Raw genomic sequence first — 25,960 nt, forward strand, 5'->3', positions numbered from 1 at the left:
CAGGTTATTTTACTCTTTCGAGGTAAGAGCCTTCTTCTGTGTTTACTTTGATCTTGTCTCCAGCTTCGATGAAAAGCGGTACCATGATGCGTGCACCTGTTTCCACGATCGCGTTTTTCAGCGCGTTGGTTGCGGTGTTGCCTTTCACTCCCGGATCAGCTTCGATAACATCAAGATACACTGTTGGCGGGATTTCAGCAGAAAGTGGCGATTCATCAGCTTCTTTAAGGATGATTGTCACCTCTTCGCCCGGCTTCATGAACTGTGAATTCTCGATCATGTCTTTATTAAGATAAATCTGAGAAAAATCGTCATTATTCATGAAGTGGAAACCGTTTTCGTCATCATACAGATACTGGAATTTTCGGGTGATCACTTTCACCTCATCTATTTTATGACCGGCAGAAAAAGTATTTTCAAGCACTTTTCCGTTGGTTACCGATTTCATTTTGGTTCTCACGAATGCAGGTCCTTTACCCGGTTTTACGTGAAGGAATTCAATGATTTTAAAAATATCATTGCTGAACTCGATGCACATTCCTTTTTTGATATCGTTGCTTGTCGCCATTTATTTTTAAATATAATTTTTTAATGTTTTAATTTGTCGGCAGTTGGAGTCTGATTTAGTTTAAAAGATTGAACTGTGAACCCTTCTACTCCTTACCCGTTCCGTATCCTTTCACGATTCCGCGGGGTGAATTTCTGATAAATTCCAGAATTTCATCGCGTTCCACGGTTGGAAGCATTTCTTTCTCAATATAGCTGCTCGCCTGCGACACATTCATTTTCATCTGAAAAATGGCGCGGTATATTTTCTGGATTTCGAATATTTTATCGTTGGTAAAACCACGTCTGCGTAAGCCTACGGAATTGATTCCGGCATAGGTCATCGGTTCGCGCGCAACTTTCACATAAGGCGGAATATCTTTTCGCACAAGCGTTCCACCCGAAATCATCACATGTTTACCAATTTTTCCGAACTGATGAACTGCTGAAAGCCCTCCCATCACGGTATAATCACCAATTTCTACATGACCCGCGATTCCGCAGCCGTTTACGATGATTACACCGTTCCCGATTACACAGTCGTGCGCAATGTGCGAAGTGGCCATGATGAGACAGTCGCGGCCAAGTTTTGTATAGCCGAGCGCTTTCGTGCCACGGTTTACTGTGACACATTCGCGGATTGTCGTATTATCACCGATGATTACCTGCGTATCTTCACCGTCAAATTTCAGGTCCTGCGGGATAGCTGAGATCACGGTTCCGGGAAAAATCCGGCAGTTTTTACCAATCCTTGCACCGTCCATAATCGTCACATTCGGCCCGATCCAGGTGCCTTCGCCGATCTCTACATCGCCCGCAATCGTGGTAAACGGTTCTACGATTACGTTTTTCTTGATCTGTGCGCGTTTGTCTACGGCGGCTAACTGATGTACCATTTAGTCCACTTTATTTTTAGCCACCTGAGCCATTAATTCAGCTTCTACCACGATGCTGTCTCCCACGTAGCCATAGCCCTGCATGTGTACAATTCCGCGTCGGATTGGCGAAATGAGTTCAATCTTAAAGACCATCGTATCGCCCGGCACTACTTTCTTCTTGAATTTTACCTTATCGATCTTAATGAAGTAGGTTGAATAATTCTCAGGATCCGGAACGCTGGCAAGAACCAGAATACCACCCGTTTGTGCAAGTGCTTCCACCTGCAAAACACCGGGCATCACAGGCTCTTTAGGAAAATGACCAACGAAGAACGGTTCGTTCATCGTGACATTCTTAAGGCCGACCACATGCGAATCTGAAAGCTCCAACACCTTGTCAATCAATAAGAATGGCGGACGGTGAGGCATCAGGCGCATGATTCCGTTGATATCGTAAACCGGTTCTTTGCTGATGTCGATATCAGGTACATTTTTCTTTTTCTGGAGTTTCCACTGGCGGTTCAGTTTTTTTGCAAACTGCGTGTTCACAAAGTGCCCGGGCTTGTTTGCAATCACTTTACCTTTAATCTTAACTCCTACAAGCGCCAAATCACCGATTACATCGAGTAATTTGTGACGGGCAGCTTCGTTGGGGTAATTTAATGTCAGGTTATCTAAAATTCCGTTCGGACGAATCGCGATGTCGTCTTTTCCGAAGGCTTTTTTAAGTTTTTCGCCCGTTTCCGGAGTCAGTTCTTTATCTACGTAAACAATCGCGTTGGAGATGTCGCCACCTTTGATGAGACCTGCATCCAGCAACATTTCGAGTTCGTGGAGGAAACTGAAGGTTCGTGCGGAAGAAATTTCTTCTTTAAATTCTGAAATATCTTTAAGTGTCGCATTCTGCGTCCCCAAAACCTTTGTTCCGAAATCTACCATCGTCGTCACCTCATAGGTTTCGGATGGTATAATTGTAATTTCCGAGCCAGTAACCGGATCTACATAATTCAAGACTTCTTTCACTATCAGATACTCGCGGTCCATTTTCTGTTCCTCGACGCCCGCTTTTTCGATGGCTTCCACGAAAAATTTAGCAGAACCATCCATGATCGGAGGTTCAGCGCTGTTCATCTCAAGGAATGCATTATCGATATCACAACCTACCAGTGCAGCCAGCAGGTGTTCACAGGTATGAATGCGTACGCCAAGTTTCTCAAGTGTAGTGCCACGTTCGGTGGTGGTAACGTAATTTACATCGGCTTCAACCTGCGGTTTTCCTTCAAGATCGGTACGTACAAATACAAAGCCGGTATTTTCTTTCGCCGGTTTTATGGTAAGGGTAACTTCTCTACCTGTATGGAGCCCGATTCCGCAAAGCGAAACTTCCTGTTTTAGCGTTTTTTGTTTATCACTCACGGTCGTCAATATTTTTTGAATTTTCTTCAAGTTTGCTGATGCGTTTCACAATCTCTGTAAAGTTGCGGAAATGCACGTAGTTTCGTCTGTATTCGCTGGCGTTGATCGCTGGCGATCCATAAAGCACTTCGCCGTCTTTTGCGCTGGAATTCACACCGCTCTGTGCCTGGATCTTTACCTGGTTACCAATCTGGATATGACCTACAACACCGACCTGGCCACCAATCTGGTTCCAGTCTCCGATGATGGTAGAGCCTGCAATGCCGGCCTGAGCTGCAATCACATTATTTTCACCGATCTTCACATTATGCGCGATCTGGATAAGGTTGTCTATCTTGGTGCCTTTGCCAATAATTGTGGAGCCGATGGTTCCGCGGTCAATACTGCAGTTTGAACCAATTTCCACATGGTCACCCAAGACTACATTGCCAAGTTGTGGAATTTTTTGGTAACCGTCTTTGGTAGGTTGGAAACCAAAGCCGTCTGAACCGATAACGGTATTTGAATGGATCACACAGTCATCACCTACCACGCAGTAATCGTAAATCCTTACGCCACTGTAGATGATACAGTTTTTGCCGATTTTTACATTCTTACCAATGTATACATGTGGGTAAATTTGGCTCTCATCACCGATTTTCACGTTTTCAGAAACACAGGTGAAGGCACCAACATAGACATTTTCACCTACACTGGAAGTTTCGTGAAAAACTGCACCCTGCTCTATGCCACTTCTGCGACCCTGCATCTCTTTGTACAGGTTCATCAGTACCTGAAAAGACAGATACGCATCTTCTACAGCAATGATGGTAACCGGGTAATTTGTCTCAGTAAGAAGGCGCTCTGATACGATAAGTACCGAGCATTTTGCACTTTTTATAAAACCGGAAAACCGCTCTTGTGCAATAAACGAAAGGTGGCCGGGCTCACAGCTTTCAATTGGCGAAACACCCGTAATGATGGCATTTTCGTCGCCAATGATCTTTCCGTCAATGAATGCTGCAATCTGCGATGCGGTAAACTCCATATCGTGCAAAGATAGGAAAATCCCAATTATTGCCAATATTTTTTAACGCCGGCACGCACGCCTAAATTTCTCTTGGAAAGGCAAGAATATACTTGGTGTTCAGCTCATTGATCGCTGATGAGAGGATCTGGTTTTCTGATTTTTCCAAAGTTATCTTACTGCCGTCTTTTTGCAGCAAATAAATCGGTTGACGCTCAGTGTTGTACGGAAGCAGGCTTATTGAGATCTGGTCAACCAGTTGCGCGCCCTTTTCAGTATTGAAAACGGCGTTTGTCCGTTCAATTTTATCTTTGATGAAATTTTCGGAAAAACGCTGTGAAGAAATAATGGTGCGCGGAAAACTGCGGCCGATCACGCATTTGCACAGATAGCTCAGCAGCAGATCATCATGCCGCGTCCAGTTCTTCATCGCCTGGATAATATCAGTATCGTCAAGTTCTGTAAAGCGCGCGATATCCTCGTCTGTTGCCTCTGCAGACTGGTTTCGGTGTAGAAAATAATTTAGGTTTTCTGAGGCTGACAAATCTATACCCTGCTGAACCAAAGCTTTTGCGCGCGATAAAATCTTAACCAAAAGATGCTCCGCCAACGCCGAGGTTTTGTGATAATAAACCTGCCAGTACATGAACATCCGGGCTGTAAGGAAATTTTCGATCGAATAAATCCCTTTTGCATCGATGACCAACTCGTCATCAGCCACATTCATCATCGAAATAATGCGCTGCGTATTCACATTGCCTTCAGAAACGCCGGTATAGAAACTGTCGCGCTTCAGATAGTCGAGCCTGTCAACATCGAGCTGCGAGGAAATCAACTGATTGAAGAATTTCCGGTGATATTTACCTTTAAACATTTCAATTGCCATTGAAAGTTCGCCATTAAACTCAGAATTCAGTTTATCCATCAGCAACAGCGATAGTTTTTCGTGATGCCAACTGTCCATCAGCATATTTTCAAGCGCGTGCGAAAACGGTCCGTGCCCGATATCATGCAGCAGAATAGCCAGCATCGCCGATTTTTCTTCAGTTTTGGAAATCTCCACGCCTTTCAGTTTCAGCGTTTCGATAGCGGTAAACATCAAATGCATCGCGCCCAATGCGTGATGGAAACGCGTGTGGGTTGCGCCTGGAAAAATGAGATTTAATAAGCCGGTTTGTGAAATCCTGCGTAAGCGCTGAAAAAAAGGATGCTCTATTACATCATACAAAATTTCATAAGGAATTTTAATAAATCCGTAAACCGGATCGTTGATTATCTTGAGTTTATTCGTCATATTTTCAGCTTGATTATCCGCCTGATAGCGGCTTCAAAAATACTGATAATAATGCAGAATTCAGTTTTGCGAGCGGCCGGAATATGAGCTATTTATTTAACGGAATTTTAACTGCTTTTAAATTAAACTTGGGAATCTTTGTTTGTATTTTTGAAAACTTTAAAGTAAATTATCAAATACTTTAAGTAATTAATAAAAAAAATTTAAACAACTTTATGGCAAAATTGATATGGATTGATGATGAAGTAGATTTACTAAAGCCTCATATTGTCTTTCTCGAAAATAAAGGATACAAAGTTTCACCCGTAAACAATGTAAACGAAGCGCTGGAAATGATCGAAAAAGAAAATTTTCAGCTCGCACTGCTCGATGAGAACATGCCCGGAATTGCGGGTCTGGAAGCCATACCGATGATTAAAAACATCGATTCGGCAATAAAGATTGTGATGGTAACGAAAAATGAGGAAGAACAAATTATGGAGCAGGCCATCGGTTCGCAGATTGCAGATTATATCCTGAAACCTGTAAATCCAAACCAGGTTTTGCTTTCACTGAAGAAAAACCTGCAGGAAGACACTCTTGTTGAACAAAAAACCATTCTGGAGTATCAGCAGGAATTCCGCAACCTTTCTATGGAACTGTCTTACATGAAAACATTTCAGGATTGGGCGGAGTATTACAAGAAAATCCTGAACTGGGAAGTGAAATTCGACAAGGTTTTCGATAATGAATTTGCAGATTTGCTGCAATCTCAAAAAGAGGAAGCCAACATCCAGTTTTCAAAATTCATTGAAAACAACTACGAAGAATGGCTTCAGAGCAATGATAAGCCGATAATGAGCCATACGCTCTTCAAGGACAAAATAAAACCTGAAGTCGAAAAAGACAAGGTGCTTCTGCTGATGATCGACAATCTGCGCTACGACCAGTGGAAAGTCATCGAACCTCTTTTTACTAAATTTTACAACAAAACATCTGAGGATTACTATTTCAGCATTCTGCCGACAGCTACGCAGTATGCGCGAAACTCCTTCTTTGCCGGACTTTTGCCTTCAGAAATTGAAAAAAGATTTCCGCAGTTTTGGTTTAATGACAACGAAGAAGGCAACAAAAATGAGCATGAACGCGACTTCCTGGAAGACCAGATGAAACGCTTAGGCCTTTCGGGCAAGTCTATGAAGTACCTTAAAATTCTGAATGCGGATTTTGAACGTAAGATCTTAGACGATTTTAATCAGCACAAAAACAACGATTTACTTGTAATTGTTTACAACTTTATCGATATACTTTCACATGCCAAAACCGACAACGTAATCGTAAATCAACTGATCCGTGATGACAAAACCTTCCGTTCACTTACGTACAACTGGTTCGAGAATTCGTCGCTGATTAAACTTATAAAACAGGCTGCTGAAAATGGTTTTAAACTCGCCATCACCACGGATCACGGCACGATTTACGTCAAAAAACCGAGCAAAGTAGTCGGTGACCGCGAAACATCTACCAACATCCGTTACAAAACCGGGCGTAGCCTTACGTACGAAAACAACGATGTCTGGGCCATTTCGAACCCTGAAAAACTGTTTTTACCGAAAGGAAACCTGAGTTCAAAATATATTTTCGCGAAGAACAATACGTTTTTGGCCTATCCGAAGAATTACAACCACTTTGTGAATTATTATAAGGAAACCTATCAGCATGGCGGGATCTCGCTTGAAGAGATGATCATCCCCATCAGTATCTTAGAACCCAAATAGTTTTTTTCATAGTTTATTTAATTTGGGTTGCGAGGCGGAAAAAATCAATGATTTTTTCCGCCTTTTTTGTGGCCAGATACTACCAGAGCAAACTTCAATCGTTATTTTTGTAGCTCAATAAAAACCAACATGAAAATCATTTCCTACAATGTAAACGGCATCCGCGCCGCATTTACCAAAAATTTTGTGGGCTGGCTTCAGCAGGCCGATCCGGATATTGTCTGCATTCAGGAAAGCAAGGCAGGCAACGACCAGATCGACATTGAGGCGCTTGAAAAAGTGGGCTACAAAAGTTACTGGCACTGCGCGCAGAAAAAAGGCTATTCGGGCGTAGGAATCGCTTCCAAACAAGAACCGATTCACGTAGAATACGGTTGTGGCATAGAACATTATGATTCTGAAGGCAGGATAATGCGTGCAGATTTTGAAGATTTTTCGGTCATTTCGGTCTATGTTCCGTCGGCCAGCAATATCGAACGGCTCGATTTCAAGATGGAGTTCTGCTACGATTTTTTAGCTTACATTAAAAATTTAAAGAAAACCATTCCAAACCTTATTATATGTGGCGATTTCAACATTTGCCATAAGCCTATTGATATCCACAATCCTGAAGGTTTGAAAAACGCCTCCGGATTCTTACCGATTGAGCGGGAATGGATGTCGAAGTTCATTGAAGAATGCGAAATGACCGACTCTTTCCGGTATTTCAACGATCAACCCCACTATTATACGTGGTGGAGCTACCGGCAGAACTCGCGTGAGCGCAACAAAGGCTGGCGGCTTGATTATCATTTCGTTTCGAAAACCCTGGAGCCAAAACTATCACGCTCTGTTATCTTAAAAGAGGTTTTTCATTCCGATCATTGTCCGATTCTTCTGGAATTGACGCCGTAACGGGTTTTCGCTAAAAATTTTCCACCTTTACAGGCTCCTTTATTTAGGATAAGGTTCAAATCAGCTAAATCGCATTATAATATACGCATAAACGCAATATTATAAATATTTGTTAATACATAATACGTTATGTGTTATTATCAACATGTTGGTACGTCGTTTGATACGGTTTAAATTAAGAATCCGAACTGAAGTATTTGTTTCCCATCGGATATTTAGTTTGGATTAATTCCCGCTTATTTCTTTAAATATTTTCGTTCCCACCAGATTCTGAATGCTATAGGTTCAGAATAATTTTGGATGAAATAGGAAACTCTAAGCGGGCGGTTAATAACATTAAAAAAAACAGTAGCATTATGGAAACGCACGCACCTAAACCAAAAGCGAATCCCGAATATGACATGATAGTATTCTGTCATCTCCGTTGGGATTTCGTTTACCAGAGACCTCAACACATTATCAGCCGTTTGGCTAAAGATTACAGAATCCTGGTTGTGGAAGAACCACAACCTACAAGGCTGAATGGCAACTCACCACTTGAAGTCCGGGAGATTACGCCGAATATTCACGTTTTCCGCCCACCGGTACAAAGCATCAAATCTATCGGTACTTTCTTAAAAAAACATCTTAAAAAACAGACTTTTCCAGTAGGTTGGTTCTACTCTCCTGCCTTTGTTCCTGTGTTGGAGTATCTGGACTTTGAAACCGTGGTTTACGACTGTATGGATGAACTTTCATTGTTTAAAGGTGCTTCAGCCGAACTTATTTCGCAGGAAAAACAACTTTTGGCAGCTGCAGATATCGTCTATACTGGCGGAAAATCGCTTTATGAATCTAAAAAACAAAAACACCACAACGTCTTCTGTTTCCCAAGTTCCGTAGATATTGAGCATTTCGCCAGCGAAAACAGTACAGAAATTTCCCTTCCGGATGACCTGAAAGATATACCAACCCCAATTGTGGGTTATTACGGAGTGATTGATGAGCGGATTGACCTTGACTTGCTTAAAGAAACTGCCGCAAAATGCCCGGATACGTCATTTGTAATGATTGGGCCATTATGCAAAATCGAAGACCACGATCTCCCACGCGCGGAAAACATCCATTACCTCGGCATGAAGAGTTACGAAGAACTACCACAGTACCTTCACTTCTTCGATGTGGCGATGATGCCTTTCGCCTTAAATGATTCTACCAAATACATCAGCCCTACCAAAACACTGGAATATATGTCGGCGTATAAACCGATTATTTCAACAAAAGTTCGCGATGTAATGCGCGATTACAGCAACTGTATCGCACTGATCGATGATGCAGAAGATTTCGCAAAAGCAATCTCGGAAGCTCCGGAAAGAGATCTTTCTGAGTATGGCCAGATTCTGGAAAAAACATCGTGGGACGCAACTGCGGCGCAAATGAGTTCAATCATCCAAAAAGCAACCGCATGACAGAGGTAGATATTTTGATCGTAGGAGCGGGCATCTCCGGGGCTACACTTGCGGAGCGTTACGCCAGCATCGGAAAAAAAGTTCTGATAATCGAAAAACGTGATCACATTGCGGGTAACTGTTATGACTATTACGACGAAAATGGCATTCTGACCTCGAAATACGGCGCTCATCTTTTCCATACCAACGAACAGGACGTTTGGCAATATATAAATCAATTTGGTGAATGGTATCCGTGGGAACATCGTGTGGTCGCCAGAGTGGATGACAAAACAGTTCCAATACCTGTAAATATCACGACCGTAAATACATTATTCGGCACCAACATCACCTCAGAAGAGGAAATGAAAAAGTGGCTTGACGAAAACCGTGTAGAATTTTCTCCTGCTAAAAATGGTGAGGAAGCTGTTCTGAACCGTGTAGGTCCAGTACTTTATGAGAAAATGTTTAAACATTACACCAAAAAGCAGTGGGATAAATATCCTGCAGAACTTCACGCCTCGGTTCTCGAGAGAATTCCGGTGCGTACCAATTATGACGACCGCTATTTTTCCGACGAGTTTCAGGCTTTGCCTAAGGGCGGCTACACGAAAATCTTTGAAAAGATGCTTGACCATCCGAATATCACTGTTTTGCTGAATACAGATTATTTTGATGTGAAAGATCAGTATCGGGGTTATGAAAAATTGTTCTACACCGGCCCTGTTGACCGCTTTTTTGAGTTTAAAACTGAATTGGAAAAACTCGAGTATCGTTCGATAAATTTCGTAACCGAACATTTGGATCAGGAATATTTCCAGGAATGTAGCGTCGTAAATTATCCGGGTAATGAAGTAGAATTCACAAGAATTGTTGAATATAAACATTTCGGAAATCAGAAGTCCAAGAAAACCAGCATTGTAAAGGAGTTTACAGTGGATGAAGGCGAGCCGTACTACCCTGTACCTAATGAAAAAAATCAGCTGATCTACGAAAAATATAAGGAGGAAGCAGACAAACTTACAGACGTTTACTTTGTTGGCAGATTGGCAAACTACAAATATTTCAACATGGATCAGGCATTTAAGAATGCTTTGGATTTATTCTCTTCACTGGAAACCAAAAATCTGGAACATCATGTTGCAGGAACCACTTTTTAAAAGCTATCTCATCGGAGGTTTTGAATGTGCTGATCACATCAACCGCCACGGCGTTCGTGTGAATCTGCTTAAAGAAACCCAGCATGACTTACGCGTTGAAGAAGATTTCCGCCTGCTGCAGGAGCTTGATATCAAAACTGTTCGCGAAGGAATCTGCTGGAGCCAAGTGGAAAAAATGCCGTATGAATATGATTTTTCTGAAGTTTTACAACGTTTGAACGCAGCTCAGAAACTGGGGATGCAGGTCATCTGGGATTTGATTCATTTCGGATATCCGGACGGTCTTTTCCCCACACATCCACAGTTTGCACCTCGTTTCGTGGGACTTTGCCGTGCATTTGCTGAATTTTACAGAAAGAATGCATCAGATCCGCTCCTAGTGGTGCCCGTAAACGAGATCAGTTTTCTTTCCTGGTTTTCCGGGGAAGACCGTGGAACAGTTCCCTACGCAGTGCATAGCGGTTGGGACATTAAGTATCATCTTTGCAGAGCAGCAATTTCAGGAATTGAAGCATTAAAGGAAATCCTACCAGACTGTAAGATCGTGATGGTAGAACCCTTAGTAAAGATTCACTGCAACGGTGATGAGCCTGAACACCTGATCCGGAAAAACGAATATCAGTTTGAAGCCATGGATATCATCGGCGGCAGACTTTGTCCGGAATTAGGCGGGAAAGATGAATATCTTGAAATCTTAGGCTTTAATTATTACTGGAACTGCCAGTGGAAAGGTGAAGGCGAAAGTTTATGCTGGCCGAACCCGGACCGCACACCCCTGCATGAACTGCTGCTTTCGGCTTACGAACGCTACCGCAAACCGATGTTTCTCTCAGAAACCGGACACTTTGGGGAAGGCAGAGGCATGTGGCTCGAAGAAATTGCCAACGAATGTCGAATAGCACATGAAAAAGGCATTGATTTTCACGGAATCTGCCTGTATCCGGTGACCGACAGACCCGATTGGGATAATTTGCAACACTATCACAATTCCGGAATCTTTGATTTCGACCTGGCTGGGAACCGCATTCCTAATGAAGAATATATGGCTGCAATCTTAAAGCATCAGGATGAACTTGCCGGCACATCGGCCTATTACTAAAAACATTAAAAAATCACTAAAATGGACACTTCAAAAAAAATAATCGGCATCACTTTCAGCTGTTTTGATCTGCTGCACGCGGGTCATGTACGTATGCTTGCGGAAGCTAAGCAACAGTGTGACTATCTCATCGTGGGTCTTCAAACCGATCCTACAATTGACAGACCTGAAAAAAACAAACCTACACAGACCGTTGTGGAACGTTATATCCAGCTGAAAGGCTGCAAATACGTGGATGAAATTGTTCCTTATACCACCGAAAAAGACCTTGAAGATATTCTGAAACTCTACCCAATCGACGTGCGTATAATTGGCGTGGAGTACAAAGACAAAGATTTTACCGGCCGCGATTTTTGTGAAAAGAAAAACATCAAACTTTATTATAACGAACGGAATCACCGTTTTTCAAGCACCAATTTGCGTAAAGAGGTCTTCAAGCGTGAAAGTCTAAAGCTAAATTCCGTCAACGGCGCTACGCAAACCATCAACTGACGGATTATTTCGAACAAAAATTGTGATGAAAAAATTCATCTGGCAAAATAGCCTGGCCATCGTGTTTTTTGCACTTTTCGTATTTGCGATGGCCGGTCAAATGTACTTTGGTTTTCAGGAGCATAACAAAGAAATCGCAGATTGGGGAGGCTCGCCGGAGACTTTCACGCAATATTTAGCTTCGGGACATTTCATTGAAGCCACGTTTGAGAATTGGGAAAGTGAATTCCTGCAGATGGCGCTTTATGTTTGGTTCACAATATTTCTCCGCCAGAAAGGATCATCAGAATCGAAAAAACTGGATGGGGAAAACGAAGTTGACCGCGAACCTTCACCAAACCGAAAAGATGCACCGTGGCCGGTAAGAAAAGGTGGAATTTGGCTGAAACTGTACGAGAATTCGCTCACGATTTCACTAATGATCCTTTTTATACTGTCTTTTGCACTTCATGTGTATGGAAGTATTAAAGACGCCAATACCGAGAATGTTCTGTTGGGAAATCCGCCTGAAAAACTGAGTGAATATCTTTTGGGCTCGAGGTTATGGTTTGAATCTTTCCAGAACTGGCAAAGCGAATTTCTTTCGATTTTTGGAATTGTGGTAATGTCCATATACCTGCGGCAGAAAGGTTCCTCCCAATCAAAACCCGTGGACGCACCGCATTCTGAAACGGGAGATTAACTGTATTCATTTAAATATAAAAAGCACTCTATTTTTTGGAGTGTTTTTTTCTGCGTCAAACAGCAAACTTTTTTATGCTTAAAAAGTTTGTTACCGTCGCAAGATATTTTGACCTCTAACGGTCGTATCAGATTCATTATCAGAGGATAGTGGCACCAGATTTGTTTATCAGACAACATTAATTTAAAAAAAATACTATTATGGCAAAGACTGCAAGTTCGCAGGTAAAACCTGCAAGTGATGCTGCTGACAGCTTACGTGAATTCTTAGTGGATGGTCTAAAAGACCTTTATTGGGCTGAAAAAGCACTCACGAAAGCTTTACCCAAAATGGCTAAAAACGCTACTTCCCCGAAGCTTCAGGAATCCATTAACAAACATCTAACTGAAACTGAAAACCAGATCACGCGGCTTGAAGGCGCTTTTAAAGCACTTGGCGAAAAAGCTAAAGCAGAAAAGTGTGATGCGATGGACGGACTGATAAAAGAGGCCGAAAGCATCATGAAAGAGACTGAACCAGGCGCGGTGCGCGATGCAGCCATCATTGCCGCGGCACAGAAGGTGGAACACTACGAAATAGCGTCTTACGGTACAATGGCGACATATGCGAAGCTATTGGGCGAGAAAGAAGCGCTGCAACTCCTTAAAGAGACCCTTTCAGAGGAAAAAACCTGTGATTCTGACCTTACCAAGCTTGCCGTGTCAGAAATCAATATCAAAGCGAAATAATCGCCGTATAAAACGTCAAAAGCCGGTTTCGTAAATTACGGAACCGGCTTTTGATTTTAAACTTGGGTAAATTTAGTCGACTATTTCATATTCAACCGGCATGGTGCCTCTGGAGGTGTTGCCTATTGAATCGAACGCTGCTTTTGAAAGATCTAAAGCTCTGGAAGAATGAAACGGCCCACGGTCGTTGATCTTTACTTCGATGCTTTTGCCCGTACGGAGGTTTGTAACTTCTACAATGGTTCCGAAAGGGAGCGTTCTGTGCGCGGCGGTAAGCTTTCTGTTATTGAAAATTTCTCCGCTTGCTGTTTTCCTACCGTTAAACTTATCGTGGTAGAACGATGCAAAACTTGTTTTGGCATCATTGGCATTATACTTGTTGAAAGAATAAATACCAAGTGTTGAAATCATCGCTATGATTAGGAGTAATCCTCTTTTCATCATGTTGAATTATTTTTATTGGTTTTGACTCTGCAAATTTATTCCTTAAACCACTTTTGCAACAATTGATAGGTTAAAGTCCGTTAAGCATTTCTTAAAATTTTGTTAAGAAACCTTCTAAACCGTTTATTGACGGGAAACCACAGTCTTTCTTAATTTATGTTAAAACCATGTGTTAAATGTTAACAAAATTAACAGTTAAGCGCATAGTTAAGCGAAAATCATCAATTAACTACTTAAAGATCAAACCCTTACGTAAATAAAAATAACTCCGGATATTCTCCGGAGTTATTGTGTGAAAATTTTGTATTTAAACGAAAATTTTGCGCAAATAATGACAATTCTGCACCCCAATTAGCCAACAACCTCGCCGTAAAGATCAAACTCTTCAGCAGATGTAATCTTGATATTGGCAAATTCACCAATACTTAAATAGGTATTTTCCGCTGAGACGAGTACTGTATTATCAACATCCGGAGAATCGAATTCAGTTCGGCCTACAAAATAGTTTCCTTCTTTACGGTCGAAAATACAGCGGAATGTCTTCCCTACCTTTTCCTGGTTCTTCTGCCATGAAATCTGAGATTGCAGCTCCATGATCTCTTCTACACGCGCTTCTTTCACTTCCTGCGGCACATCATCCACCAGTTCGTAAGCTGTGGTATTTTCTTCATGCGAGTAGGTAAAACAGCCTAAACGGTCGAAACGCTGTGTTCTGACCCACTCTTTCAGTTCCTGGAAACGTTCTTCAGTCTCACCCGGAAAACCAACGATAAGTGTTGTTCTGATCGCCATATCCGGCACTTTCTCGCGGAATTTATCTAAAAGCGCATTCGTCTTTTCATGTGAAGTTCCACGTTTCATTGCTTTCAGGATATCTGAATTGATATGCTGCAGCGGAATATCGATATAGTTACAGACTTTTGGTTCATTTTTAATGATTTCCAGTACATCTTCCGGAAAACCCGTTGGGAAAGCATAATGAAGCCTGATCCACTCGATTCCTTCTACTTTCACTAATCTCAGAAGCAAATCTCCGAGTGCACGTTTTTTATAGATGTCAAGCCCGTAATACGTCAGGTCCTGCGCGATTAAAATCAATTCTTTCACGCCTTTTTTAGCCAGTTTTTCGGCTTCAATGACAAGATTTTCAATCGGTGTTGAGATGTTCTTTCCTCGCATCAGCGGGATCGCACAGAACGAGCACGGGCGGTCACAACCTTCGGCAATCTTAAGGTAGGCGTAATGTTTCGGCGTGGTAGTAAGCCTTTCGCCGACCAATTCATGCTTATAATCTGCACCTAAATGTTTAAGTAAAATCGGAAGATCACGCGTGCCGAAATACTGGTCAACATCCGGAATTTCACGCACCAAATCCGGTTTGTAACGCTCTGAAAGACATCCCGTAACGAAAACTTTTTCTACTTCGCCGCGGTTTTTGGCTTCAACAAAATCAAGGATCGTGTTGATAGATTCTTCCTTGGCATTATCTATAAATCCGCAGGTGTTAATCACCACAATGTCGCCGCGGTCTTCGTGCACCACTTCTTTTCCGTTCGCCTGGAGCTGGCCCATCAGCACTTCGGAATCGTACACGTTTTTGGAGCAGCCCAGTGTGACGATGTTTATTTTCTTTTTTCCTGTTGATTTCGTTCTCATAATTTATAGAATGCATACTGGCGGGACCAGCAATTTTGATGGGTGCAAATTTAGGAATAAAAAAAAGACTTTAGGTCACCACCCAAAGTCTTCATAATTATTTAATTATAAAGCATTTATACCAGCGCTTTCAGATAGTCGCCGTAGCCGCTTTTACCGTATTTCTTGGCAGACTCGAACAACTGTTCTTTATTAATTAAACCTTTGCTGTAAGCGATCTCTTCAATACAGGAGATCTTGAAGCCCTGTCTTTTCTCCAGAACTTTCACAAATTCTGAAGCTTCGTGCAGCGAATCGAATGTTCCGGTATCGAGCCATGCGGTTCCGCGCGACATAACGCCAACTTCCAGCTGCCCTTTTTCCAGATAAATTCTGTTAACATCCGTAATCTCGAGTTCCCCACGTGGTGAAGGTTCAAGATTTTTCGCGATTTCAACCACGGAATTATCGTAAAAATAAAGTCCGGGAACAGCATAATTCGATTTTGGTTCTGCCGGTTTTTCCTCAATTGACACCGCTTTGAAATTCTCGTCAAATTCCACCACTCCATATCTTTCAGGATCTGAAACCTGATACGCGAAAACGCAACCGCCTACAACGTTGGTTTTTGACGCCAACAACTTCGGCAAACCCGCACCGTAAAAGATATTATCGCCCAAGACAAGCGCCACAGAATCATCACCGATGAATTCTTCACCCAAGATAAAAGCCTGTGCCAGTCCGTCCGGGCTCGGTTGCACTTTGTACTGAATATTGCAACCGATTGCCGAACCGTCGCCCAAAAGTTTTATAAAACCTTCCTGGTCATGCGGTGTGGTGATAATCAGGATATCTTTGATACCTGCCAGAAGCAAAGTAGAAAGCGGATAGTAAATCATCGGTTTGTCATAAACCGGCATGAGTTGCTTGCTGACCGCGATGGTTAACGGATATAGTCTGGTGCCGGAGCCGCCGGCGAGGATAATTCCTTTCATTAGTTGTATTGTTGATCGTAATATTTCTGATAATCTCCCGAAGTCACATTCTCCAACCATTCGTTGTTTTCTAAGAACCAGTCAATTGTTTTTGCAAGACCCTGTTCAAATGTTACAGACGGAAACCAGCCGAGTTCTTTGTTAAGTTTGGATGCATCGATTGCATAGCGCTTATCGTGTCCTGGTCTGTCTTTCACGTAGGTAATCAGCTTTTCTGAATGACCGGCAGGGTTGCCGAGTTTTTCATCCATCTGCTTGATGAGTTCTTTCACCAAATCAATATTCTGCCATTCATTAAAGCCACCGATATTGTAGGTTTCGCCGGTTTTTGCCTCAAAGAAGATCTGATGGATGGCTTTGGCGTGATCAATTACAAAAAGCCAGTCGCGGGTATATTTTCCGTCACCATAGATTGGCAGCGGTTTTCCGTTTAATATGTTTGAAATACAAAGCGGAATCAGTTTTTCCGGAAAGTGATTCGGACCATAATTATTAGAACAGTTCGATACGATAAACGGCATTCCGTACGTGTTTCCATAAGCGCGCACCAAATGGTCGGACGCCGCTTTACTCGCTGAATACGGCGATTGTGGATCGTAAGCGGTAGTTTCTAAAAAGAAACCTGTTTCGCCCAAACTTCCGTACACCTCATCCGTCGAAACGTGATAAAACAGATTTTTACGCGTTTCATCAGGGAAATTTCCGTGCTGGTGGTCCGGATTTAAGGTCCAGAATTCGCGGCAAAGATTGAGCAGGTTCGCGGTTCCGTTTACGTTGGTATTGATGAACGCGTTTGGATCTGTGATGCTTCGGTCCACATGGCTTTCTGCTGCGAGATGCAACACAGCCTCCGGATTGTGTCTTTCGAAAACAGTTCGAAGTTCGTCAACTTTTGTGATATCGGCTTTTTCGAAAACGTAATTGGGTTCGTTTTCGATGTCTTTTAAATTTTCAAGGTTTCCGGCGTAGGTCAAAGCATCGAGGTTGATGATTTTTTTGTCGGGATTGTTCTTCACGAACTCTCGAACGACGTGCGAACCTATGAATCCGGCACCGCCGGTGATGATAATGGTTTTCATTTAATGAATGAATTTCGGAATGTTGTTTTAAAAATTCTGGGATGAAAATGCAGGCAGAGTCCGGTCTTTTTCAGACAGGAGGATATCTTCAGGTGCCAGTTTCCAGTCGATGTTCAGATCGGGGTCGTTCCAGATCACGCTACCTTCCGAGTCTTTGTTATAAAAATTATCGCATTTGTAGCTAAAAATTGCGGTATCACTCAACACTGAAAATCCATGGCCAAAGCCGCGCGGCACATACAGCTGCATCTTGTTTTCGGGTGTTAGTTCAAGCCCGAACCATTTCCCAAACGTAGCCGAATCTTTCCTTAAATCTACCGCCACATCGTAAACCTTACCTTCAAGGCACGATACGAGCTTTGCCTGTGCATGTTGGCCCTTCTGTAAGTGAATGCCGCGCAGCACGCCGTGCGACGACTTTGAAATATTGTCCTGCACAAAATGTCCGTTGAGACCGGTGAGCTGTTCAAATTTAGCTTCGTTGAATTTTTCATAAAAGTAGCCGCGTTCGTCTTCTATCACGGTTGGTTCTATAATATAGCAGTCTTTAAGAGGTGTTTCTGTTATTTTCATATCATTCGGTTGAGGCGTATATTTTTTCAATGATTTTCAAGACTTTCACGCTGTCGTCAGTTGTGGTTTGAATTGTCTTCCCATCGCGCAAAAACTCGATAACATTCTGGTATAAATGATGGTGATTCTGTGCCGACCCTTTGAAAGTACCATAGTCATTCGCACCACTGGTTTCGGGCAGTATTGGCGCTTCGTAATCACGGATCAGGCATTTCTGAACCTCATTCATATACTGCCCACCAATCTTTATGGAGCCAAACTCGGCCAGCACGGTAAGTGAACTTTCGAGATTTTCATGGTATGTAGAAGTTGAAAAAGTAAAACTTCCCATTCCACCCGACACGAAATCGAAGGTAATGATTCCGCTGTCTTCAAATTCTGTAAGATCTTCGTGATTGAAATCTGCAAACTTTGACTTAATATTTGAGATATCGCCAAAAAGCCAGTACATGATATCCAGATAATGCGAAAACTGTGTGTATAATGTTCCACCATCGAGATTTTTCGTTCCGCGCCACGAACCTTTGGCATAATAATGCTCGTTCCTGTTCCAAAAACACGAAACCTGTACCATGTAAATTTTGCCCAGAACATTTGCATTCATGATCTCTTTCAGCCACACTGCAGGCGGCGAAAAACGGTTTTGCATCACCGGAAAAACATGCACGTTATATTCAGCAGCGAGTTTTTGAAGTTGGAGTGCTTCCTCTGAACACAACGCAATTGGCTTTTCGATGATTACATGGCAACCATTTTCGATCAGCTCTTTTGCCTGCTCGAAATGAAGACCGTTTGGTGTACAAACGGCGACGATATCAGCCGACAGGCCGCTTTTCAAAAAATCTTCAAGGCTGAGAAATGTGGGTACATCCGGCAAATTAAGAATAGATTCTGTGGCAAATTTAGGGTCAATAAGCGCTATCAGCTCACAACCTTCAACCTGCAGTACCATTTCGGCATGTTTCTTCCCTATATGTCCGTAGCCCAGGATGGCTATTTTCTTATTCTCAACCATTAAAAATCATTGGGATTGTACTTCCCGTATAAATATAAGATTAAAATTGAGTTTTGGCATCCGAAAAATTAAAAAATCTACCGTATCTGTAATTTAAATTAAAGCACGGTAATCTGCTTTTTAACTGAATATTTTAAATAAAAATAGATCGCAACCAGAGGCAGCAATATCCATACAGCCAGGACGGCGCTAGTGGATTGTGACCCGATGACAAAGATATTGATCAGAACCTGAACAGAGGCATAAACGCCACTTACCGCAAGGTGTGAAACTTTTTTTTCGTTTGCATAAAGCTGATAAAGATGCCGGCGGTGCGCTTTGAAAATATTTTCTCTCAGTTTAAGTCTTTCCAGAATTGTAGCGATCACTTCTACACCATAAACTGCCAGAAACAGGATCCATTTGAAATCACTGGTTTTTATGATTAACAGTGCCAGCAACGCAGTAATCCAGAATGCGATACCCATGCTGCCGATGTCACCCATAAAGCAGCGGGCTTTTTTGCGGAAATTGAAGAAAAGAAAAACGAGGCACGCAATGGCCGGATAGATAATAAATGCCGGAGTCACAAAATCGACTACATTTTCGTTCACATAGAAAAGCGCAGCCAGGACTCCCAAACTGTAAAGACCTGTAATCCCGTTGATTCCGTCCACAAAGTTGTAAGCATTAAGGATGCCTATGATCAGAATATACACCATTGGAATTGCCCAAAGTGGCAGCACCACAAAGGCATCTACAAAGAACAGCAGAAAAGTGACAGATGCAATATGAAAGATAATTCTGATGCGGGTGGACAGATCCAGAATGTCATCAATAAAACTGATGGCACAAATAAGCAATAATCCGGTGCCGAAAAGCCTGTAATCATATGTACCAAAAAGCTGCACATATTCAGGATGGCCAACCCACCGTGCGGAAAGCACCGTTGCAAAGAACAGCAGAAAGGCCGCCGGAAATACGATACCGCCACCACGGATCGTCACTTCTGAATGCGCGCTGCGATGGTTGGGTTTATCAATGATATTGTATTTATCGGCGATCTTGAAATAAGCCAACATCAAAAGAACAAGCAAGATGGTCACGATGATATACTCCATTATTTCTTAAAGCTTTTAATGGTTTTGATAAGACCTTCTTCAGCTGAAAGAGGCAGTTTGTCGATACCGAGGGCGGATTTTATTTTTGCGTTGGAAACTTCAAGATTTGAAGTGAGTTTCCCAATCTTTTCCTCCACCAGGTCTAAACCTACGGCCGAAAAAACCTTAGTGATGCTTTTTATCAGGCCTGCAGGAATATTCAGTGAACGCGGACTTTTGTGCAGTGTCTTATACATTAAATCTACAAGCGACGCCGTAGAAATAGGTTCGTCATCGCTTACATTAAATGTTGAGGATGACAAATCAGGATTTTGAATAAGTTGCTGAATGACAGACCGTAAATTATCAATTGCAAGATAAGAACGCCGGTTCTCTATTGCAGCAAATGGATAAGGAATGCCTTTCTCAGCGATCTTGTAAAGTGTCTTCAGATTGCCCGTATCACCCGGTCCGTGAATAAGGCAAGGTCTTAAAATAAATAATCTTTTTCCAGCCGGCAGTGATATTTTCGACAACAGTTCTTCGGCCAAGAGCTTTGATTTGCCATACGGCGTTACCGGTTTTGCAGGCGTCTGTTCGGTTACAATATGATCTGAACTGTCTACGACTGCTTTAATGCTGCTTATGAAGATAAAATCCCTGATGTCTGACTTCAGAAACGCCTTGAAAACTTCTTCCGTAAGATAAGCGTTGACTTTGAAGTACTCTTCTTCCGAATCTACTGTACCTGAATCTTTCTCGATTCCGGCAAGATGTACAAGTGCATCACAAGTGTCATCCAGTTGCCAACCCGCTTCCCGAACGGAAAGCGTACGAATCTCCACACCTTCCTGCTCAAAAAGATGTTTTAAATTTCTGCCGACAAATCCTGATGCACCTGTAATTAATATCCTCATATAGCACTGTTATGCTTTTCCACCAGATCTTCAAAGCGAACAAACTGGTAATCATTCCGTTGTAAAATTTTTATTAGCCGGTGTATTTTGGTCTCAACCGATTTTCTACCACGTCTGAATCTAAATTTCGTCAATAAACCTGTTCCTTCAGGTTCTTTAATATTATAATTTCTTGAAAATTCAAAGGGGTGAATATAGAAAAAATAATTTTTCTGCGCATTAAGCAATTTAGACATCAAATATTTTGTCAGCATCCACGGTAATATCCTGATATAGCCGCCTCCAGATACCGGAATATTTTTATTGCGGACATTTACGGTAGTGGTTTCAAATTCATAAAAGCCGTCAATACGGTAAATATCATCAGCAAGCTGTTCAAAATCAGCTACATCAAGATCGCCATACAACTCATGATTATTGAAGTTGATCTTGCTCGCGTCATAAGTCAATCCAAGTTTGCGCAAAATTTCGAGCCTTTCACGGTCTAAACTGAAACAGGGCGCACGGAATCCTTTTACATCATAGTTTAAATGCTCCTTGAATGCTGCGACAGATTTTATAGTATCTTCTTCGAACTCTTCAGCGGTCATCAGCAGCGGTCGGCGGTGATGATAGGAGTGCAAAGCGATTTCATGTCCGTCCGCGACGATCTTCTTTAGTGCAGGCGCGAGTTTTTCTACGATTTCGCCCACTACGAAAAAAGTAGTCTTAATATTATATTTTCCCAGAATATCCAGATAGATCTGAAGTCCATCTAGTGTACTTTGAGAGGTATCACATTCTTTATCAAGGAAATAATCGAGATGGTACCATTCTTCCACATCCATCCCTAAAACAGCGTACTTTTTCATATCAATCTGCCTCCCTGGTTTTTAAAATCTTTGAAATCTTCCACTTTCGGCCATGAAAAATACGAACCTTCCCCCGGATTGTTTTCCTGCGCAATAATAGTTCCCGTATGTAGTTTTTCAAGGACTTCGCACATCACCTCACCACCAATCTTTTTCGTTTTTAAAATCAATGAAAATATGGTTTCATCTTTCGAAATCGGAACTTCTTTCTGACCTAAAATCTTACCGTTATCTATTTTTGAATCCATATAATGCACGGTGACACCTGTAGATTTCTGCTTTTTGTACAGAGTCCAGAAGCTTGGCATAACCCCTGCAAAATGAGGTAAAAAGGAGCAATGCAGATTTATGCATCCAAGGGGCGCCACGTTGAGCAATTTCTTCCGGAACACCACAGGAGCGGAGTAAGACACAATGATGTCCGGTTTTAAATTTTCCAGATTAGCCAGGAAATTTTCATCATTCGGATTGGTAATTACCTCGTATTCAATACTGTTTTTACGGGCGACACTTTCCAGACTTTTGGGTTTGACAGGCAATTTATAAGACAAAGCAGAATCCAGTAGATTGGTAACTTTGTTGCTAACCACTTTAAAGCCCATTTTTGCGGCCTGCGCTACGCCAAATCCCTCCACAAAAAGCTTCTTCTGGTTGACCAGACTAAATGACGAGTCAATATTCACAATTTTCTGTACGATGACAAAATCAAGCGAAATGATCCGCTGAATATTTTCGGGCACCGCGAAAGAATCTTCCTGGGTAATTATTATAACTTTCAATTTTTATTAAATTTAGCCACCTCCCGGTGAAAGATTTCTATGAGTTTATCAAGAAGCGTATTTCGTTCGAAATGCTGCTCAAAATAGCAGCGTGCGTTATTTGCCATTTGTCGACGCTCAATATCTGACAGTTTATATAGTTCGATGATATTTGATGTTAGTGATTTCACATCTTCTGCCGGCGAGGAAAGTCCCGCCTGCGCTTCCTCGATTATCCTTGCACCTTCCCCATCCATGGATGCCAAAATAGGTTTTCCACTGGCTAAATAAGACTGGATTTTAGAAGGTATAGTTAGTGAAAAGATCCGGTCTTTCTTTAAAGAAGATATCAGAACGTCTGAACAACCAAAATATTTAGGCATCTCCTCGGCGGGATAAGCTCCCAGTAAGTGTACAGTATCTTCCAGACCATTATTATTTATGAAATCTACCATTGTAGTTTTCATTCGTCCATCGCCTAAAAAAACGAACTTGATCTCATCAAAACCCTGGTTTTTCAGCTCCAGCGCGGCGTGAAGAATGGTGTGGAGAGACTGGCTTTCACCAAAATTTCCCGCGAAAGTTATAAGAAATCCATCGGGTAATTTACTTTTAAGTACGGGGTCCGCTGCCGTAGGGACATAAAAGTTTTCGGTGGAATTCGGATAGAAAATAATCTTCTCATTCGCTACTCCTTGAGCCTGGATATAGCTTCTGAACCCCTCTGACTGAACCAGCACTTTTGTTGAATTTTTGTAAATCCATTTAGTAATCACATCAAAAGTTTTGAGCAAAGTTTTATTATGAATATTACCTGCAGCCGAGAGACTTTCAGGCCAAAGATCCTGAACCCAAAAAAGGATGGGTATTTTTTGCTTCCTGCCAATGAAGACCGCGGGTATACCTACGGTGATGGGAGATGGCTCATATACCAGGATGCAATCAAATTCTTTCGGGAGTTTCCGGCCTTTGGCCGAGGCAAAAAAAGCGAATGACAAGTAATTCAGGATGAGTTTAAGCGCACCGCTTCCCCGCGCCACCAAGCGTGCGCGATGAATTTTTATTCCATTCCAGACCTCATCATTATTCCTAAAAAAATCATATCCTTCAGCGAACTGTCCGCTGGGGTAATTTGGGATACCGGTAAGTACTTCTACATCATGCCCCTTCTCCCGCAGACCTAAGCAAAGGTCATTGATCTTAAAATTTTCCGGCCAGAAGTACTGACTGATCACCAATATCTTCATTAATATTTATAGATCGGGTTAGCATCTATCCATCGGCGCAAATCATTAAGCATTTGTCTGTAATCAGGTGCCGAGTAACGGAAATCGGTCCTGATAGAAGTAAGACTTTTATCTACAGAATAAGAACTGTCTGAAATGATTTTCATCTCGCCACCTCTGAATATTTCATTAAACAACTGAAGCAGGGAGTATTTGTCTATCTTTTCGCGTGGTGCTACTTCAATCAGCCCTGATAAATTTTGAGTAATCGCTTCGTGGATTGCATTGGATAGCTCCAATGTTGTGAGACCAGACCAGTACGCAGCTGAAAATCCTTTGAGTTCTGCATTTGCGGGTTGGGACATGAACCAATGGAATAGCCCGATACCTTTATCATTGATCTCCGGTCCGATTATGGACGTCCGGATTGTGAGATCCTTCGGATTATCAAGTTCACCAAGCGCTTTTGACTGCGCATAAAAACCTATTCCATCCTTAACATCATTTTCAGTGTAACCGCCACGCTTACCATTAAAGACACAGTCCGTGCTGATATGTATTACTTTCGTTGCTGTTCCTGCGGTAAGTCTTTCCAAAAAGTGCGGAAAAAAACTATTGAACCAGATTGCTTTATCCGGATAATCTTCTGCGTCTTTATTTAAGATTCCGATACAGTTGATGATATAATCAAAGGTATTTTCGCGAACTATCTTTTCAAGTGCAACCGTGTCACTTACATCCACATTATATATTTTTGGCTGCGGTGAAACATTCCGGGCAATTCCGTGAACGTCATAATTACCGATTGCTGGCAAACGCGTAAAAAGCATATGGCCGGCCATACCTTTAATTCCAATTACAAGCACTTTTTTCATTTCTTGTCCCAGGTTACCTTATTAATGATTGCTGTATAACTTTGGATCGCCTTGATCACTCGGGTTGAGGAATTTGTCACCTCATATTCGAACGGAAGCACAATATCATCATCAAACAATCCTCTTGCAACTTCAATTGCATTAATCATCTGCTCCGCTGAAATACCGCCTAAAACAATGCTTCCGGCATCTACAGCCTCAGGTCTTTCCGTACTGGTACGGATACTTACTGCAGGAAAGCCCATCATTGCAGATTCTTCGCTAATAGTACCGCTGTCTGAAAGGACAATAAACGACTTTTGCTGAAGTTTAACATAATCAAAAAAACCAAGTGGCGGAACATTCTGTATCAACGGATGAAACTTTATGGCGTCTTTTTCAATTCTTTTCTTTGTGCGCGGATGTGTTGAAAATATAACAGGCATTCCATATTTTTCAGCGATCGTATTCAGAGACTGAGACAAAAGTTTAAAATGGTCAGCCAAATCTATATTTTCTTCGCGGTGTGCACTCACTACAATATATTGGTTTTCGCTGAGGCCCAATTTTTCCATCACAGAACTCGACTCAATATTTGAAGCATATTTATCCAAAACTTCGCGCAGCGGTGAACCCGTAACGAAAACGTGATCTTTCCGAAATCCTTCGCTCAGCAAATATCTGCGCGAATTTTCAGTATAAGTGAGATTGATGTCAGAAATATGGTCAGAAATCTTTCTGTTGATTTCTTCCGGAACATTCTGGTCAAAGCACCTGTTTCCGGCTTCCATATGAAAGATTGGGATCTTTAGCCTTTTTGCAGCAATGGTACTTAGAACACTGTTGGTATCACCTAAGACTAAAAGCGCATCCGGCACCTCTTTCGATAAGATCTCGTAAGACTTCGCAATTACATTTCCTATCGTTTCACCCAAATGCTCGCCCGCCACATTCAGAAAATAATCCGGTTTGCGGAGACCCAAGTCCTCGAAAAAAAGTTCATTGAGTTCATAATCATAATTCTGACCTGTGTGAACTAGTATATGTTCGAAATAGATATCACATTTTTTGATGCACTCTGCCAGCCTGATTATCTCCGGACGTGTACCTAATATTGTCGCTAATTTCAGTTTTTTCATAGTTCTCACAAAAGTA

General features: G+C 42.0%; 26 protein-coding genes. 8 read left to right on the forward strand and 18 right to left on the reverse strand.

Annotated features, from left to right (window positions below):
* Positions 1 to 4 precede the first annotated feature (4 nt).
* From efp to H9628_RS09635, 5 genes are all read right to left on the reverse strand, one after another.
* Positions 5 to 568 (reverse strand): elongation factor P, encoded by a 564-nt coding sequence (gene efp, locus H9628_RS09615; protein WP_251833934.1) that lies wholly within the window; start codon positions 566 to 568, stop codon positions 5 to 7.
* A gap of 85 nt (positions 569 to 653) precedes the next feature.
* Positions 654 to 1,442, reverse strand: a complete 789-nt coding sequence (gene lpxA / locus H9628_RS09620; RefSeq protein WP_251833935.1) for an acyl-ACP--UDP-N-acetylglucosamine O-acyltransferase — start codon at positions 1,440 to 1,442, stop codon at positions 654 to 656.
* A complete protein-coding gene (locus tag H9628_RS09625; protein ID WP_251833936.1) occupies positions 1,443 to 2,840 on the reverse strand; it encodes a bifunctional UDP-3-O-[3-hydroxymyristoyl] N-acetylglucosamine deacetylase/3-hydroxyacyl-ACP dehydratase in 1,398 nt (465 codons plus the stop codon). It abuts the gene before it with no gap.
* A complete protein-coding gene (gene lpxD, locus H9628_RS09630) occupies positions 2,833 to 3,867 on the reverse strand; it encodes a UDP-3-O-(3-hydroxymyristoyl)glucosamine N-acyltransferase (protein ID WP_251833937.1) in 1,035 nt (344 codons plus the stop codon). The genes H9628_RS09625 and lpxD overlap by 8 nt, the downstream gene beginning before the upstream one ends.
* 61 nt (positions 3,868 to 3,928) lie before the next feature.
* Complete coding sequence (locus tag H9628_RS09635) at positions 3,929 to 5,140, reverse strand: HD domain-containing protein (protein ID WP_251833938.1); 1,212 nt, start codon at positions 5,138 to 5,140, stop codon at positions 3,929 to 3,931.
* Between the two features lie 215 nt (positions 5,141 to 5,355).
* On the opposite strand from H9628_RS09635, the gene porX reads away from it, so the two are divergent.
* From porX to H9628_RS09675, 8 genes are all read left to right on the forward strand, one after another.
* Positions 5,356 to 6,897 carry a T9SS response regulator signal transducer PorX gene (gene porX / locus H9628_RS09640; protein ID WP_251833939.1) on the forward strand — a complete coding sequence of 514 codons (1,542 nt, stop codon included), beginning with the start codon at positions 5,356 to 5,358 and terminating at the stop codon, positions 6,895 to 6,897.
* Between the two features lie 129 nt (positions 6,898 to 7,026).
* The gene (locus H9628_RS09645) at positions 7,027 to 7,791 is read left to right on the forward strand and encodes an exodeoxyribonuclease III (protein WP_251833940.1); all 765 of its coding nucleotides are present in this window, start codon (positions 7,027 to 7,029) and stop codon (positions 7,789 to 7,791) included.
* Positions 7,792 to 8,147: 356 nt separating this feature from the next.
* On the forward strand, positions 8,148 to 9,239 hold the full coding sequence (locus tag H9628_RS09650) for a glycosyltransferase (protein WP_251833941.1): 1,092 nt from the start codon (positions 8,148 to 8,150) through the stop codon (positions 9,237 to 9,239).
* On the forward strand, positions 9,236 to 10,378 hold the full coding sequence (gene glf / locus H9628_RS09655) for a UDP-galactopyranose mutase (protein ID WP_251833942.1): 1,143 nt from the start codon (positions 9,236 to 9,238) through the stop codon (positions 10,376 to 10,378). The genes H9628_RS09650 and glf overlap by 4 nt, the downstream gene beginning before the upstream one ends.
* Entirely contained in the window at positions 10,308 to 11,477 is a 1,170-nt protein-coding gene (locus H9628_RS09660) for a glycoside hydrolase family protein (protein ID WP_251833943.1), read from the forward strand. The genes glf and H9628_RS09660 overlap by 71 nt, the downstream gene beginning before the upstream one ends.
* Positions 11,478 to 11,498: 21 nt before the next feature.
* Positions 11,499 to 11,969: an adenylyltransferase/cytidyltransferase family protein gene (locus tag H9628_RS09665; protein ID WP_251833944.1), complete on the forward strand. Its 471-nt coding sequence runs from the start codon at positions 11,499 to 11,501 to the stop codon at positions 11,967 to 11,969.
* A gap of 25 nt (positions 11,970 to 11,994) precedes the next feature.
* A complete protein-coding gene (locus H9628_RS09670; RefSeq protein WP_251833945.1) occupies positions 11,995 to 12,651 on the forward strand; it encodes a DUF6766 family protein in 657 nt (218 codons plus the stop codon).
* 200 nt (positions 12,652 to 12,851) lie between these two features.
* On the forward strand, positions 12,852 to 13,379 hold the full coding sequence (locus tag H9628_RS09675) for a YciE/YciF ferroxidase family protein (RefSeq protein WP_251833946.1): 528 nt from the start codon (positions 12,852 to 12,854) through the stop codon (positions 13,377 to 13,379).
* Between the two features lie 72 nt (positions 13,380 to 13,451).
* Here H9628_RS09675 and H9628_RS09680 read toward each other — a convergent pair whose 3' ends face one another.
* The 13 genes from H9628_RS09680 to wecB form a co-directional block, all read right to left on the reverse strand.
* Positions 13,452 to 13,823: a septal ring lytic transglycosylase RlpA family protein gene (locus H9628_RS09680; protein WP_251833947.1), complete on the reverse strand. Its 372-nt coding sequence runs from the start codon at positions 13,821 to 13,823 to the stop codon at positions 13,452 to 13,454.
* 351 nt (positions 13,824 to 14,174) lie between these two features.
* On the reverse strand, positions 14,175 to 15,479 hold the full coding sequence (rimO, locus tag H9628_RS09685; RefSeq protein ID WP_251833948.1) for a 30S ribosomal protein S12 methylthiotransferase RimO: 1,305 nt from the start codon (positions 15,477 to 15,479) through the stop codon (positions 14,175 to 14,177).
* Between the two features lie 116 nt (positions 15,480 to 15,595).
* Positions 15,596 to 16,453 (reverse strand): glucose-1-phosphate thymidylyltransferase RfbA, encoded by an 858-nt coding sequence (rfbA, locus tag H9628_RS09690; RefSeq protein WP_251833949.1) that lies wholly within the window; start codon positions 16,451 to 16,453, stop codon positions 15,596 to 15,598.
* Entirely contained in the window at positions 16,453 to 17,532 is a 1,080-nt protein-coding gene (gene rfbB, locus H9628_RS09695) for a dTDP-glucose 4,6-dehydratase (RefSeq protein ID WP_251833950.1), read from the reverse strand. Before rfbB ends, rfbA begins: the two co-directional genes overlap by 1 nt.
* A 27-nt stretch (positions 17,533 to 17,559) precedes the next feature.
* The gene (rfbC, locus tag H9628_RS09700; protein WP_251833951.1) at positions 17,560 to 18,105 is read right to left on the reverse strand and encodes a dTDP-4-dehydrorhamnose 3,5-epimerase; all 546 of its coding nucleotides are present in this window, start codon (positions 18,103 to 18,105) and stop codon (positions 17,560 to 17,562) included.
* A gap of 1 nt (position 18,106) precedes the next feature.
* Positions 18,107 to 19,120 carry a Gfo/Idh/MocA family protein gene (locus tag H9628_RS09705; RefSeq protein WP_251833952.1) on the reverse strand — a complete coding sequence of 338 codons (1,014 nt, stop codon included), beginning with the start codon at positions 19,118 to 19,120 and terminating at the stop codon, positions 18,107 to 18,109.
* Between the two features lie 98 nt (positions 19,121 to 19,218).
* Positions 19,219 to 20,220 carry an MraY family glycosyltransferase gene (locus tag H9628_RS09710; RefSeq protein WP_251833953.1) on the reverse strand — a complete coding sequence of 334 codons (1,002 nt, stop codon included), beginning with the start codon at positions 20,218 to 20,220 and terminating at the stop codon, positions 19,219 to 19,221.
* Positions 20,220 to 21,116, reverse strand: coding sequence for an NAD-dependent epimerase/dehydratase family protein (locus H9628_RS09715; RefSeq protein WP_251833954.1), 897 nt, complete (start codon positions 21,114 to 21,116; stop codon positions 20,220 to 20,222). Before H9628_RS09715 ends, H9628_RS09710 begins: the two co-directional genes overlap by 1 nt.
* Entirely contained in the window at positions 21,113 to 21,967 is an 855-nt protein-coding gene (locus H9628_RS09720) for a polysaccharide deacetylase family protein (RefSeq protein WP_251833955.1), read from the reverse strand. The genes H9628_RS09715 and H9628_RS09720 overlap by 4 nt, the downstream gene beginning before the upstream one ends.
* Positions 21,964 to 22,746 (reverse strand): methionyl-tRNA formyltransferase, encoded by a 783-nt coding sequence (locus H9628_RS09725; protein WP_251833956.1) that lies wholly within the window; start codon positions 22,744 to 22,746, stop codon positions 21,964 to 21,966. Before H9628_RS09725 ends, H9628_RS09720 begins: the two co-directional genes overlap by 4 nt.
* On the reverse strand, positions 22,743 to 23,972 hold the full coding sequence (locus tag H9628_RS09730; RefSeq protein WP_251833957.1) for a glycosyltransferase family 4 protein: 1,230 nt from the start codon (positions 23,970 to 23,972) through the stop codon (positions 22,743 to 22,745). Before H9628_RS09730 ends, H9628_RS09725 begins: the two co-directional genes overlap by 4 nt.
* A complete protein-coding gene (locus tag H9628_RS09735; protein ID WP_251833958.1) occupies positions 23,972 to 24,826 on the reverse strand; it encodes a dTDP-4-dehydrorhamnose reductase family protein in 855 nt (284 codons plus the stop codon). The genes H9628_RS09730 and H9628_RS09735 overlap by 1 nt, the downstream gene beginning before the upstream one ends.
* On the reverse strand, positions 24,823 to 25,944 hold the full coding sequence (gene wecB, locus H9628_RS09740) for a non-hydrolyzing UDP-N-acetylglucosamine 2-epimerase (RefSeq protein ID WP_251833959.1): 1,122 nt from the start codon (positions 25,942 to 25,944) through the stop codon (positions 24,823 to 24,825). Before wecB ends, H9628_RS09735 begins: the two co-directional genes overlap by 4 nt.
* Positions 25,945 to 25,960: the final 16 nt, after the last annotated feature.

This window comes from Kaistella pullorum (assembly GCF_014837035.1).
Classification (GTDB): domain Bacteria; phylum Bacteroidota; class Bacteroidia; order Flavobacteriales; family Weeksellaceae; genus Kaistella; species Kaistella rhinocerotis.